The following is an 11994-nucleotide window of genomic DNA, read 5'->3' as shown; positions in this document are numbered from 1 at the left end:
AGCGCGAGCGCGACCACCAGGCGCAGGTGATGGCCACCTTCACCGAGCAGCCCGCCGGCGTGGCGCTGGCATCGCTGCGCATGCGCGTGCCCGTGCCTGGGCGGCGGTCCAGCTCGTTCGGGCTGCGCCGCGTGTTCAACGGCCAGCCGCGCAACCCGCACAGCGGCATGGACATTGCCGCTGCCACGGGCACGCCCATCGTGGCGCCGCTGCCGGGCCGGGTGATAGACGTGGGCGACTACTTCTTCAACGGCGGCACGGTGTGGCTGGACCACGGGCAGGGCCTGCTCACCATGTACTGCCACCTGAGCAGCATGGAGGTGCGCGTGGGCGATGTGCTGCAGGCGGGCGACGCGTTCTGCAAGGTGGGCGCCACCGGCCGCGTGACCGGCCCGCACCTGCACTGGGGCGTGATGCTGAACCGCACCATGGTGGACCCGGCGCTGTTCGTGCCGGCCTGATGGCGCAGGGCTTCATTACTATGCAATTGATAGCACCCAGTGCATATTGCACTAGCGCATCCGGCCCTTTTTGTTTGAAACCGACCCCATGACCCCGCGCCTGATCCGTTTCAACAAACCCTACGGCGTGCTGAGCCAGTTCACGCCCGAGGGCAAGTGGCAGGGCCTGAAGGACTACATCGACCTGCCCGGCGTGTACGTGGCCGGGCGCCTGGACGCCGACAGCGAAGGGCTGCTGCTGCTGACCAACGACGGCAAGCAACAGGCCCGCATTGCCGACCCGCGCTTCAAGATGGAGAAGACCTACTGGGTGCAGCTGGAGGGCATCCCCAGTGAGGCCGCGCTGGCCGCGCTACGCAGCGGCGTGGTGCTGAACGACGGCCCCACCCTGCCCGCCCGCGCGCGGCTGCTGGAGCCCGCCCCTGCGGTGTGGGACCGCACCCCGCCCATCCGCGAGCGCAAGGCCATCCCCACCACCTGGATCGAACTCATCATCCGCGAAGGCCGCAACCGCCAGGTGCGCCGCATGACGGCCGCCGTGGGCCACCCCACGCTGCGGCTGATCCGCGCGGCCATCGGGCCGTACACGCTGGACGGGCTGGCACCGGGCACCTGGGCGGATTGAGCCGGCAGGCGAGAAGGGCCTAGGCGGCCACCGCCTGCATGCGCCGCGACAACGCGGACCCACGCGCGCGCAAAAAGGCCCGCAAGCCCTCGGCATAGTCCACACCCACGGCCTGCTGCACCGAAGGGCGTGCCGCCAGCGCGGCGCGCCACTGATGCACCAGCGGCAAGCCTTGCCAGAGCCCCAGGTCATCCACACCCGGCAAGGTGTCGATGACGTCGAAGTACCGGAACACCGGGCCGAACACCGCGTCCACCATGCCAAAGTCCGGCCCGGCAAAGTACGGCCCCGGCACGCTGCGCTGGCCCAGGGCCTCTTCGATCTGCACAAAACGGCTGCGCAGGTCTTGCGCGCGGGCCTGCAGCGTGGCCTCATCCGGCGCGGCGTAGAAGCCGCCGATGGTGTTCAGCACCGCAGAGCCAAACTCCATCCACGCCCGGTGGCGTGCGCGCTGCAGCGGATCTGGCGGGTGCAGCACGGGCATGGCCACCTCGTCCAGGTATTCGCAGATCACGGCCGACTCAAACAGGCTCTGGCCGCGCACCTGCAGGACCGGGGTCTTGCCCAGCGGCGAGAGGGCCAGGAACCAGTCGGGCTTGCGGGCCAGGTCGATGGTGCGGCGCTCGAACGCCAGGCCCTTTTCGTGCAGCACGATGGCCACGCGCTGCACATAGGGGCACAGCGCGTGCGAGACCAGAGTGAGCGCAGCGGGCGCTGTGGTCTGGGCCATCACGACAACAACCCCTCAGCCTGCAGCGCGGCCTGCACCTGCGGGCGGGCCGCCACGCGTGCCATCCAGGCCTGCAGGTGCGGGTAGGCAGTGAGCGGGATGCCCAGCAGGTGCGACCAGTTGACGATGGTGAAGCCATACGCGTCGGCCACGCTGTAGCCGCCTGCCAGAAAATCGCTGCGCGACAGCACGGCCTCCATCTCGGCAAAACGCACGGCCAGCTTGGCCTTGACGGCCTGGCGCGTGGAGTCGGCCGTCTCCTTGTGCCACAGCCAGGGGCTGAAGCCCTTGTGCAGTTCGGTGCTGACGAAGGTGAGCCACTCCAGCACGGCCAGCCGCTCGCTGGAGCCGGGCTGACCGATGAGTGCGCGCGCCGGGTCCAGGTCGGCCACGTACTGCAGCAGCGCCGCTGCTTCGGTGTGGCGCGACTGGTCGGCCAGCTCCAGCAGGGGCACATAGCCGCGCGGGGAAATTTCGAGGTAGTTGGCACCGGTCTCGGTGGTGTGGCGCACCAGGTCCACCTTGACCAGATCGAACGGAACGCCGACCTCGCGCAGGGCAATGTGGACGGCGAGCGAGCAGGCACCGGGGGCGTAGTAGAGCTTCATGGGAACGGGGCTTTCTGGAAAAAACGGCTGGAATGTGTCGCCGTTGCTACCCACTAGCACCCACGGACACCCATCGGTACACGGCAAGGCCCGGCGACAGGCAGAATCTATGCTTGCAACAACGCAAATAAAATAAGCACTTATGAAATCAACCGTTGCATCAGCGCAATACCAACTGGGCGCCGCCGAGCTGGAAGTGCTGCTGGCCATGGTGCGCACCGGCACCCTGGCGGCCGCCGGTGAGCGACTGGGGGTGGATGCGTCCACGGTGTTCCGCGCCATCCAGCGCATCGAACGGGGGCTGGGCCAGTCGCTGTTCGACCGGTCGCGCGCCGGCTACCGCCCCTCCGAACTGGCCCAGGCATTGGCCGAACAGGCCGAGCGGGTGGAAGCCGCCCTGGAGGCCGCGCGCTCTGCCGCACAGGCGCAGCCCGAACAGGTGTCGGGCACGGTGCGAATCTCCACCACCGACACCATCCTGCACGGCCTCATCGCCCCGGCCCTGCAGATGCTGCAGCCCCGGCACCCGGCCCTGGTGTACGAGCTGCACGCCGGCAACGAGCTGGTGAGCCTGACGCGGCGCGACACCGACATCGCCGTGCGCGCCACCAAGCGCCCGCCGCAGCACCTGGTGGGGCGGCAGCTGGGCATGATCCGCTCGGCCCTCTACGCAGGCACCGCCAGCCCGCTGGCCCTATCAGATGTGGAGGCAGGCCGCGCCGCCTGGATTGCGCCCGACGACGCCCTGCCCGACCACCCCTCGGTGCGCTGGCGCAAGAAGCAATACCCCAGGGCACAGCCCACCTACCGCGTCAACAGCCTGCTCACGGTGATGGAACTGGTGGCCCTGGGCATGGGCGTGGGGGTGTTGCCCCTCTTTCTGGCCCAGGGCCGCAGCGACCTGCGCCCGCTCACGGGCGCGCTGGCCGACGGCGAGACCGAGCTGTGGCTGCTGACCCACCCGGAGTCGCGGCACCTGCGGCGCATTGCAGCGGTGTACGGGCATCTGGCGGAGACGGTGCGGCTGCCTTGAGGCACTTGGGCCTTGGGGCCCATGGATGCGCTGGGCAACCGCGCTCCGCGCCTGCTGCCAGCACGTTGTCAGCAGCCGGTCTCTACAGTGCGCGGCCATGACCCTCACACAGTTCTACGGCGCATCCAGCCTCGACGGCTTCATCGCAACGCCCGACCATGACCTGGGCTGGTTGCTGCAGTTTGGCGAAATCGAGGGCTCCAGCTACCCGGCATTCATCCGCGACGTGGGCGCGCTGGCCATGGGATCACACACCTACGAATGGATGCTGAAACATGCCATCGATGAGGGGCAGCCTTGGCCGTACACACAGCCCACCTGGGTGTTCAGCACGCGCACACTCCGCAGCATTGCCGGTGCCGATGTGCGTTTTGTGCGTGGCAATGTGCGCCCTGTGCACCAGGCACTGGTGCAGGCCGCAGCGGGGCGCAATGTGTGGGTGGTGGGCGGGGGTGACCTGGTGGGACAGTTTGACGACGCGGACCTGCTGCACGAGCTGATCGTGCAGGTGGCGCCGGTCACGCTGGGTGCGGGCACCCCGCTGTTTCCGCGCCGCGTGGTGCAGCCGCCGCTGCAGCTGCAGTCGGTGACCACGCTGGGTGGCGTGTTTGCAGAGTTGCGCTACCGGGTGCCGTCACGCTTTGCCCGGTGAGTGCGGCCGGTCGTCCCGCTAGGGCTGCTCAGTCCGCCAGCGCCTGGTCGATGACCAGGTAGCGTTTGACCAGGTCAAAAAAGCTGTCGTAGAAGGTGTCTTTGGCGATGGTCTCGCTACCCACCTTGACCAGGGACTCGCTGCTGGATGAGAACGGCAGCGACACCGAACCGATGGCGCCCACGCCCACGCTGGCCGAGTTGTTGGTCTTGCGCAATGCGTAGGTGTCCTGGGTGGCCGTCACAAAGCCCAGGCTGACCTTGCCGTCGTTGACCTCGGGCACGCACACCACGCGCACCACCATCTGCAGGTGCGACTCGGGCTCGGGCTGGAAGCTCTTCTTGCCTTCCACCAGGTCGGCCGCACTGGACGAGATGACGTAGCCCTGGCTGAGCAGCGCGCGGCGCGAGGCCTCGCAAGTCTGGGCAGGCGTGGCGTCAAACAGGCGCGAGTAGGTGGCGACCGAGCCAAAGTTCTCTTGCACCCCAAACGTCTTGGCCCCCGTGCTGGTGCAGCCTGCCATGACCAAAGTCGCGCTACAGGCCAGGGCCATTACGGCGGCGCGCAGGGGCGCTGGTTGGGGTGCATGGGATTCTGTGGACCAGGGGAAACGCAAAACCGGGACTCCTTGGGTGGTGGGTAGCTACCGCCGACAATAACAAGCACGTTACAAGCGCATTCGACAATGCGCCCCATTGTCACAGCGCCTGGGGTGTCTGACGGTAGTAACCGCTCCCGGTTCCCCACATTCTTCATGCCATGCACAAACTGGCGTGGTAACACCTTGAAGCAAAGCGGTCCGGTGATACGCCGGGGGCTTGGCACAGAACATGCCCCGCGCACCAGCACCTGCCACGACGCTCTTGCACCCATGCAAAGCGCTATACCATTCATAGCTACAAAGGCACGCTGAAGTAGCGCATCTAGCCAAAATTGGCTCACTGCAGCAAAAACACCGCCGCCAGCGCCTGCAACCCACTATCAAGCCCCCCGTGCCCCTCGCTTCCCTGTTTTGCCTGGTCGTCGCCATCAGCGACGGCGACACCCTCACCGCCCGCTGCGGCACGCCCGGCGCCTATCAGCAGGTGAAGGTGCGCATCGCCGCCATCGATGCGCCCGAGTCGCGCCAGGCCTTTGGACAAAAGGCACGGCAGCATCTGGCCCAGCTGTGTTTTCGGCAACGCGCCACGCTGCAACCCGTGGACGAGGACAGCTATGGCCGTATGGTGGCGCAGGTGCGTTGCGGTGGCACCGATGTCGCCACAGCACAGGTGCGCGCGGGCATGGCCTGGGTGTACACGCCGTACGCCAGCAGCTACCCGCACCTGGCGCCCCTGCAGCGCTCGGCACAGGCCCAGCATGCGGGCCTGTGGTCCCAAAAGCGGCCCTTGGCCCCCTGGGACTACCGGCACCGGCATCGCCGTTGATTCCAGCTGCGCCGCGCCCACAGAGGCACTGGACAGGTACTTTGCGAGCCATTGACAGCAGACTGCGTCCACAAAAGCTAGCATCTGGCCTCCCACCCACAAGGCCGCGCAACGTCTGCGGCACGCCCCGCACTCTCCGACCCCTTCCATGTCCAGCCCAGAGCCGACCGCCCCACGCGCCGCCGTTGCCGTACCAGAAGAACCTGCCAGCGTTTATCGCCACGCGGGTTTCCTTTCGTTCCTGATCGCCCGTGTCGTGGCCGTGATCGCCACCCAAGTGCAGGCCGTGGTGGTGGCCTGGCAGGTGTACGACCTGACGCGGCAGCCGCTGGCACTGGCCTACGTGGGTCTGGCGCAGTTTCTGCCCATGCTGGCCCTGTTGCTGCCGGCGGGCGACCTGATCGACCGCTTCGACCGCAAGCGCATCCTGGCGATTGCCTGGTCGGTGGGCGGCGTGTGCAGCGCCCTGCTGTGGTGGCTGTCTGGCCACGGCAGCAGCGGTGTGGCGGGCATCTATGCCGTGCTGGTGCTGTATGGCTGCACCCGCGCGTTCTCGGGCCCGGCCATGCAGAGCCTGCTGCCACAGATCGTTCCGCGTGCGCAGCTGGCCCAGGCCATTGCCGCCAACAGCATGCTGATGCGTGTGGCCAGCATTGGCGGGCCGCTGCTGGGCGGGCTGCTGTATGCGCTGGGTGGTGGCGAGCTGACCTACGCCATCTGCTGCGCCTGTTTTGTACTGGGCGTGGCCCTGTTGCTGCGTGTGGTGGTGGCCCATGCCACGGCGCCAGGCCCTGCGCAGGGCACGATGTTCGAGCGCTTTGGCGCGGGTATCACCTTCATCCGCACGCGGCCCATCATTTTGGGCACCATCTCGCTGGACCTGTTTGCCGTGCTGCTGGGCGGCGTGGTGGCGCTGCTGCCCATCTATGCGCAAGAGGTGCTGCATGTGGGCCCGGCGGGCCTGGGTGCGCTGCGCAGTGCCATGGCTGTGGGCGAAGTCAGCGCCGGGCTGTACCTGAGCATGCGGCCCTTCAATCGCCAGGTGGGCCGCACCATGTTCATCGCCGTGGCGGTGTTTGGCGTGGCCAACCTGGTGTTTGCGCTCTCCACTCTGTTCTGGCTGTCGTTTGCGGCACTGCTGGTGGCGGGTGCGGCCGACATGGTGAGCGTGTACATCCGTGGCGCTCTGGTGCAGTTCTCCACGCCCGACACCATGCGCGGGCGGGTGAACGCGGTGAACATGCTGTTCATCGGCTCGTCCAACGAACTGGGCGAGTTCCGCGCGGGCACCAGCGCCGCATGGCTGGGCGTGGTGCCCGCCGCCATCGTGGGCGGCCTGTGCACGCTGGGTGTGGTGGGTGGCTGGATGCTGGCGTTCCAGACCCTGCGCAAGGTGGACCGTTTTGAGGAGGCGGCGCAGGCCACGGGCGCAGCGCCGTAGCACCAAGAACCTGCTCCTAGACGATCATGTCTGGGGGTATGGAGATACCCCTCGATACATCCTCCCTGGCGTTTGTGTCGCGCAGGTAAAACCCGCCGTGCGGGCTTGCATGCGGGTGGTGGCGGCGGCACCATGCGGACAGCCATTGGCTGGCTGCCTGCGAGGCCCCATGACCCCCACGTACCCACTGCACCTCCACCGCCGCACCCTGCTGCTCGGCCTAGCGGGTTGGGCCGTCTTTGGCGCCCCCCTTGCCACACAAGCCGCGCCCCCCGCAGCCGCAGTGCCCCACACAACAGGCCCGGGCACCTGGAGCGCGGCCGACGAACCCACCCTGGCCCACCTGCTGGACCGCGTGACCTGGGGCTGCACCGCCCAGGGCACACAAGCGCTGGGCGGCTTGGGCATCAGTGCGTATCTGGCTGCGCAACTGCGCCCAGGTGCCCACACCGCACTGCCCCGCGAAGCCCAGGCGCAGATCGACGCCATGGCCATCTCGCGCACCCCCATCGAGGCGCTGGCGGCCGACATGGAAGCCCGCAACCGCGCCGCCAAGGCCCAACCCACCGAGGACGAGCGCAAGGCTGCGCTCAAGGCCTGGCAGCAGGACATGCGCGCCCTGCAGCAAGAGGCTGCCGCCCGGTTTGTGCTGCGCGCGCTGTATTCGCCCAGCCAGTTGCGCGAGAAGATGACCTGGTTCTGGATGAACCACTTCAACGTGTTTGCAGGCAAGGGCAACCTGCGCGCCCTGGTCGGCGACTACGAAGAGCGCGCGGTGCGCCCCCACGCGCTGGGCCGCTTTCGCGACCTGCTGGGCGCCACCGTGCGCCACCCGGCCATGCTGCGCTACCTGGATAACGCGCAGAACGCCGCAGGCCGCATCAACGAAAACTACGCGCGCGAGCTGATGGAACTGCACACGCTGGGCGTGGACGGTGGCTACAGCCAGCAGGACGTGCAGGAGCTGGCACGGGTGCTGACCGGCGTGGGCGTGTCGCTGCGGCCGCCGGGTGACGAGCCCCCGCGCATGAAGCCCGCGCTGCGCCGCCACTACGTGCGCGAGGGATTGTTTGAATTCAACCCGCAGCGGCATGACTGGGACCCCAAAACACTGCTCGGCCAGCCGCTCCGTGCCCAAGGCCTGGCCGAGGTGGACGAAGCGCTGGACCGCCTGGCCCGTGCGCCTGCCACCGCGCGCTTCATCACGCGCAAGATCGCTCTCTTTCTGGTGGGCGACAACCCGCCCCCCGCACTGCTGCAGACACTGGCCCACAGCTTTGAGCGCACGGACGGCGACATTGCGGCAGTGCTGGAAACGCTGTTCCACACACCAGAGTTCCGCGCGTCCCTGGGCCAGCGTTTTCGGGACCCGGTGCACTACGCGCTGGCGGGCCTGCGCCTGGCCCACGGCGATGCCGTGCTGCCCAGCACCGCCACTGCGCTGGCATGGCTGCAACGGCTGGCCGAGCCTTTGTATGGCCGTGTCACGCCCGATGGCTACCCGCTGGACTCCGCGACATGGTCAGGCTCGGGGCAGATGAGCACGCGCTTTGAGATGGCGCGGGCCTTGGGTGCAGGCGCCCTGGCCGCCCCACCAGCGAACGATGACGCGGCACCCCGCGCCGCGCCGCGCATGCCGCCCGCCCTGGCGCAGACGGCTTACGTGCGCGCCATGGAGCCCACCTGGTCTCCTGCCACGCGCAGTGCATTGGCGCAGGCCACCTCACCGCGCGAATGGAACCTGCTGTTCCTCGCATCCCCCGAGTTCATGCACGGATGAAAAAACTTTGATGCTTCACAGACGACACCTTCTCCAGGCCCTGGGCGCCAGCGCGCTCGGTGTGGGCCTGGGCATGCACAGCGCCAGCGTGCTCGCCGCACCCCGCGCGCAGGACGCGCGCTTTCTGCTTGTGTTCTTGCGCGGTGGCTACGACTGCGCCAGCCTGCTGGTGCCCACGGCCAGCAGCTACTACTACGAGACGCGGCCCAACATCGCCATCGCCCGGCCGGGGCAGGAGGGCGGCGCCCTGCCGCTCACGCCCGACTGGGGCCTGCACCCGGCACTGGCTGAATCGATGCTGCCGCTGTACCAGCAGCGCCAGCTCGCCTTTGTTCCGTTTGCAGGCACGGACGATCTCTCGCGCAGCCACTTCGACACCCAGGACAGCATTGAGCTGGGCCAGCCCCTGGGCGGGCGGCGCGACTACCGTTCGGGATTTCTGAACCGGCTGGTGGCCGAGCTGAACCCGCGCGCCGACAGTGCCCCGGTGGCGCTGCAGCCGATGGCGTTCACCAGCACCCTGCCCCTGGTGCTGCGCGGGGCGGTGGATGTGCCCAACACCGCGCTGAGTGCAGGCGCCGGGCAGGGCGGCGTGGATGCGCGGCAGGCCGAACTCATCGCCTCCATGTACCGGGGCACACCGCTGGCCACGCCCGTGAACGAAGGCTTTGCCACCCGCGACGAGGTGGCCCGCACCATGCAGGGCGAGATGGAGGCCGCCAGCCGCAATGCGCTGAGTACCAAGGGCTTTGAGGGCACGGCCCGGCGCATGGCGCGGCTCATGCAGTCGCGCTACCAGCTCGGCTTTGTGGACGTGGGCGGCTGGGACACCCATGTGGGCCAGGGCGCCGCCGCCGGCACGCTGGCCAACCGCCTCGAGGAACTGGGCCGGGGCCTGGCAGGCTTTGCCGACGAGATGGGCCCCGCCTGGAAATCCACCGTGGTGGTGGTCATCAGCGAGTTTGGCCGCACCTTCCGCGAGAACGGCAACCGGGGCACGGACCATGGCCACGGCACCGTGTTCTGGGTGCTGGGCGACGGGGTGAATGGCGGCCGCATCGCGGGCGAGCAGCAGGCACTGACCGCCACCACGCTGTTCCAGAACCGCGACTACCCCGTGCTCAACGACTACCGCAGTGTGTTGGGTGGCCTGTTCGCCCGCATGTACGGGCTGAACGCGGCGGCCGTGGCGCGGGTGTTTCCAGGGACCCAGGGGGCCGACCTGCGGCTGGTTTAGCCGCGCTGGCACGCCATATCATTCACTATATTTTTGATAGCTACTCAGGCATATATCTCTGACGCTACAGGCGATTTATCCTCAAAATCGCCCGGGCATCACGCGTTGAAGGTACCTGTCAGCAGCTCTGGCAGGCGCTCCACCTTCATCTTGAAGCCGCAGGCCTGCGCATGACCACCGCCGCCCATGCTTTCGGCCAGCGCGATGCAGTCAAAGTTGCGCTGTGCACGCAGCCCCACCTTCACGCCCTTTTCGCCTGCACTCCACATCAGCGCAAAGGTGCCCGTTTTGGCCGAGAGGATGTCGCCCACCAGGCTGTGGAACATGCCGGGGGCATTGACCATCAGGCCCGCGATGCCGTTGAACACCAGCGGCTGCGCGCCTTCGGCGATGTCGGCGCAGAGCTTGCGGTACTTCTGGTCCATGGCCTCGCCGCGCACCATGAACTGTTGGAGCTGATCGGGCGTGAAGTCGGCAATCTCGCGCCAGCGCGCAAAGCCTTGCTCTTCCATGTCCAGGGCTGACAGGAAGGCAGCGCTCTCGGCAAACTCCCACTTCCAGATGTCGCGGTCTTCCACGTACTTCAGCAGCGCGGGGATGGGTGCGTGCGGGTGAAAGAACTCCCACGCCAGGCGCGCGCCCGACTTGTTCATGTCGAAGTGCACCACGCCGCAGCGGCAGGCAAAGCCGGTGAGCTTTTCGGCCGCGCTCTTGTGATGGTCCAGCATCACCAGCTTGGCGGCGCGCTCGTCGATGGCGGCCATCACCTCGTTGGCAAACGAGAAGTCCAGGATGTACACCGCGCGGCCTTGCAGGGGCGGCAGGTCGTCCACGGTCTTGACATCGCCGTGGTCCAGCCCCACGTATTCAGCCTGGTCGCCGTAGTACAGCCATGCCGCCAGCGCCGCGCCAAAGCCATCGGGGCAATTGCGCCCGTGGTACAGGATCAGCGGTGCGGGGTCGTTCTTGTCGGGGGCAACCAGCAGTTGCAAGGGGAGTATGGTTTTCTTCGTCATGGCCTCCGATTGTCGCCGGGGCTTTGTGCCGCAGCGAGCGCAACGTGCGCAGCCAGCACACCCCAGCGGAACCAACCCCACCCCCAACGCCTCCACCCTACTGACGCAGCCAGCAAACCACACGATGTTCCAAGCCCTCAAAGACCTGCTTGAAAGCCTCACCCCATTCAACCCCACGCCATCTCCTGCAGAGCGTGCGCGGTCTGTGCAACTGGCAGCCGCCGTGTTGCTGGTGGAGGTGGTACGGACCCAGTCGGCAGTGGGCGATGCGGAGCGCTGCGTGATGCAAACCGCGCTGCACCGCCAATTTGCACTGGGTGACGATGAACTGCAGCGCCTGCTGGAACAGGCCGCAGCCACCTCCAGAACCGCCTACGACTACCAGCGCTTCACCAGCCAGCTGAACGAGCATTTCACGCAGGACGAGAAGATCCAGCTCGTTGAAGCCATGTGGCAGGTCGCCTACGCTGACGCACGCCCGGACGAAAACGAGATGCACACCATCAGCAAAGTGGCGGGTCTGCTGCATGTGACGCACGGCGAGTACATCGGCGCCAAGCTCAGGGCAAAAGTAACCGCACACGCAGGCCAGTCGCCCCATTGAGACGGACGCGGCCCCGGTCAGCGCCGCAGCGCACGGGTGGCGTCCCTTGGGGAAAAGGACGCCAAGCAACCCATGGGGCTAGATGGGCAACCAGCGCCACCAGAACGGCTTGCGCTCTTCCTGGGCGCCCTGCGTATGCAGCAAGGCGATGAACTCGGTGCGCCGGTAGCGCCGCGCGGCCGCCAGCGGGGTCATGTCGTCAAAGTCCGACCGCAGCCCTGGGTCAGCCCCATGCGCCAGCAGGTAGTGAGCGATCTCGTGGTGGCCGTGGATCAGGCTCGCCACCAACGGCGTGCAAAGGATCTCGGGATGCTGGTAGTTGGGGTTCACGCCTGCACTGATGTGGTGGCGCACCAGCGCCAGGTCGCCCGCCACGACGG

The 11994-nt window shown here is 67.5% G+C and carries 14 protein-coding genes; 9 read left to right on the top strand and 5 right to left on the bottom strand.

Features of this window, described 5'->3' with window-relative positions; translation table 11 throughout:
* The coding region (locus ISS20_RS19860) for a M23 family metallopeptidase (RefSeq protein WP_291438835.1) at positions 1 to 461 on the top strand (461 nt) is incomplete at its 5' end.
* 88 nt (positions 462 to 549) lie between these two features.
* The gene (locus tag ISS20_RS19855) at positions 550 to 1086 is read left to right on the top strand and encodes a pseudouridine synthase (protein ID WP_291438833.1); all 537 of its coding nucleotides are present in this window, start codon (positions 550 to 552) and stop codon (positions 1084 to 1086) included.
* Between the two features lie 19 nt (positions 1087 to 1105).
* Here ISS20_RS19855 and ISS20_RS19850 read toward each other — a convergent pair whose 3' ends face one another.
* Together ISS20_RS19850 and gstA are read right to left on the bottom strand one after the other, a co-directional pair.
* Positions 1106 to 1816: a glutathione S-transferase family protein gene (locus tag ISS20_RS19850; RefSeq protein WP_291438831.1), complete on the bottom strand. Its 711-nt coding sequence runs from the start codon at positions 1814 to 1816 to the stop codon at positions 1106 to 1108.
* Positions 1816 to 2424 carry a glutathione transferase GstA gene (gstA, locus tag ISS20_RS19845; RefSeq protein WP_291438829.1) on the bottom strand — a complete coding sequence of 203 codons (609 nt, stop codon included), beginning with the start codon at positions 2422 to 2424 and terminating at the stop codon, positions 1816 to 1818. Before gstA ends, ISS20_RS19850 begins: the two co-directional genes overlap by 1 nt.
* Before the next feature lie 142 nt (positions 2425 to 2566).
* On the opposite strand from gstA, the gene ISS20_RS19840 reads away from it, so the two are divergent.
* Positions 2567 to 3457: a LysR family transcriptional regulator gene (locus ISS20_RS19840; RefSeq protein WP_291438827.1), complete on the top strand. Its 891-nt coding sequence runs from the start codon at positions 2567 to 2569 to the stop codon at positions 3455 to 3457.
* A gap of 97 nt (positions 3458 to 3554) precedes the next feature.
* The gene (locus ISS20_RS19835) at positions 3555 to 4109 is read left to right on the top strand and encodes a dihydrofolate reductase family protein (RefSeq protein ID WP_291438825.1); all 555 of its coding nucleotides are present in this window, start codon (positions 3555 to 3557) and stop codon (positions 4107 to 4109) included.
* 28 nt (positions 4110 to 4137) lie between these two features.
* Here the strand turns inward: ISS20_RS19835 and ISS20_RS19830 are convergent, their stop codons facing one another.
* Entirely contained in the window at positions 4138 to 4662 is a 525-nt protein-coding gene (locus ISS20_RS19830; protein ID WP_291438838.1) for a DUF2242 domain-containing protein, read from the bottom strand.
* 439 nt (positions 4663 to 5101) lie between these two features.
* Here ISS20_RS19830 and ISS20_RS19825 point away from each other — a divergent pair, with 439 nt between their 5' ends.
* The 4 genes from ISS20_RS19825 (at position 5102) to ISS20_RS19810 (ending at position 9994) form a co-directional block, all read left to right on the top strand.
* Positions 5102 to 5536, top strand: a complete 435-nt coding sequence (locus tag ISS20_RS19825; protein WP_099732174.1) for a thermonuclease family protein — start codon at positions 5102 to 5104, stop codon at positions 5534 to 5536.
* Between the two features lie 148 nt (positions 5537 to 5684).
* Positions 5685 to 6977, top strand: coding sequence for an MFS transporter (locus ISS20_RS19820; protein ID WP_291438822.1), 1293 nt, complete (start codon positions 5685 to 5687; stop codon positions 6975 to 6977).
* 169 nt (positions 6978 to 7146) lie between these two features.
* Complete coding sequence (locus ISS20_RS19815; protein WP_291438820.1) at positions 7147 to 8757, top strand: DUF1800 domain-containing protein; 1611 nt, start codon at positions 7147 to 7149, stop codon at positions 8755 to 8757.
* Positions 8758 to 8767: 10 nt separating this feature from the next.
* A complete protein-coding gene (locus ISS20_RS19810; protein ID WP_291438818.1) occupies positions 8768 to 9994 on the top strand; it encodes a DUF1501 domain-containing protein in 1227 nt (408 codons plus the stop codon).
* Between the two features lie 98 nt (positions 9995 to 10092).
* Here ISS20_RS19810 and ISS20_RS19805 read toward each other — a convergent pair whose 3' ends face one another.
* Positions 10093 to 11010, bottom strand: a complete 918-nt coding sequence (locus tag ISS20_RS19805; protein WP_291438816.1) for a DHHA1 domain-containing protein — start codon at positions 11008 to 11010, stop codon at positions 10093 to 10095.
* Positions 11011 to 11134: 124 nt separating this feature from the next.
* On the opposite strand from ISS20_RS19805, the gene ISS20_RS19800 reads away from it, so the two are divergent.
* A complete protein-coding gene (locus ISS20_RS19800; protein WP_291438815.1) occupies positions 11135 to 11614 on the top strand; it encodes a TerB family tellurite resistance protein in 480 nt (159 codons plus the stop codon).
* Positions 11615 to 11692: 78 nt separating this feature from the next.
* On the opposite strand, the gene ISS20_RS19795 is transcribed toward ISS20_RS19800, so the two are convergent.
* Positions 11693 to 11989: an ankyrin repeat domain-containing protein gene (locus ISS20_RS19795; protein WP_291438836.1), complete on the bottom strand. Its 297-nt coding sequence runs from the start codon at positions 11987 to 11989 to the stop codon at positions 11693 to 11695.
* Between the last annotated feature and the right edge of the window lie 5 nt (positions 11990 to 11994).

The sequence above is a fragment of the Acidovorax sp. genome, from assembly GCF_016783915.1.
Lineage (GTDB): Bacteria > Pseudomonadota > Gammaproteobacteria > Burkholderiales > Burkholderiaceae_C > Acidovorax.
Note: the sequence above shows the minus strand (reverse complement) of the source record. Positions and strands in the feature narration are given on the sequence as shown.

What these genes read in the sequence shown, in the direction of transcription:
- ISS20_RS19855 (WP_291438833.1), top strand. Translation starts at nt 550, where the DNA reads ATGACCCCGCGCCTGATCCGTTTCAACAAACCCTACGGCGTGCTGAGC.
- ISS20_RS19850 (WP_291438831.1), bottom strand. Translation starts at nt 1,816, where the DNA reads ATGGCCCAGACCACAGCGCCCGCTGCGCTCACTCTGGTCTCGCACGCG.
- gstA (WP_291438829.1), bottom strand. Translation starts at nt 2,424, where the DNA reads ATGAAGCTCTACTACGCCCCCGGTGCCTGCTCGCTCGCCGTCCACATT.
- ISS20_RS19840 (WP_291438827.1), top strand. Translation starts at nt 2,567, where the DNA reads ATGAAATCAACCGTTGCATCAGCGCAATACCAACTGGGCGCCGCCGAG.
- ISS20_RS19835 (WP_291438825.1), top strand. Translation starts at nt 3,555, where the DNA reads ATGACCCTCACACAGTTCTACGGCGCATCCAGCCTCGACGGCTTCATC.
- ISS20_RS19830 (WP_291438838.1), bottom strand. Translation starts at nt 4,662, where the DNA reads ATGGCCCTGGCCTGTAGCGCGACTTTGGTCATGGCAGGCTGCACCAGC.
- ISS20_RS19820 (WP_291438822.1), top strand. Translation starts at nt 5,685, where the DNA reads ATGTCCAGCCCAGAGCCGACCGCCCCACGCGCCGCCGTTGCCGTACCA.
- ISS20_RS19815 (WP_291438820.1), top strand. Translation starts at nt 7,147, where the DNA reads ATGACCCCCACGTACCCACTGCACCTCCACCGCCGCACCCTGCTGCTC.
- ISS20_RS19810 (WP_291438818.1), top strand. Translation starts at nt 8,768, where the DNA reads ATGCTTCACAGACGACACCTTCTCCAGGCCCTGGGCGCCAGCGCGCTC.
- ISS20_RS19805 (WP_291438816.1), bottom strand. Translation starts at nt 11,010, where the DNA reads ATGACGAAGAAAACCATACTCCCCTTGCAACTGCTGGTTGCCCCCGAC.
- ISS20_RS19800 (WP_291438815.1), top strand. Translation starts at nt 11,135, where the DNA reads ATGTTCCAAGCCCTCAAAGACCTGCTTGAAAGCCTCACCCCATTCAAC.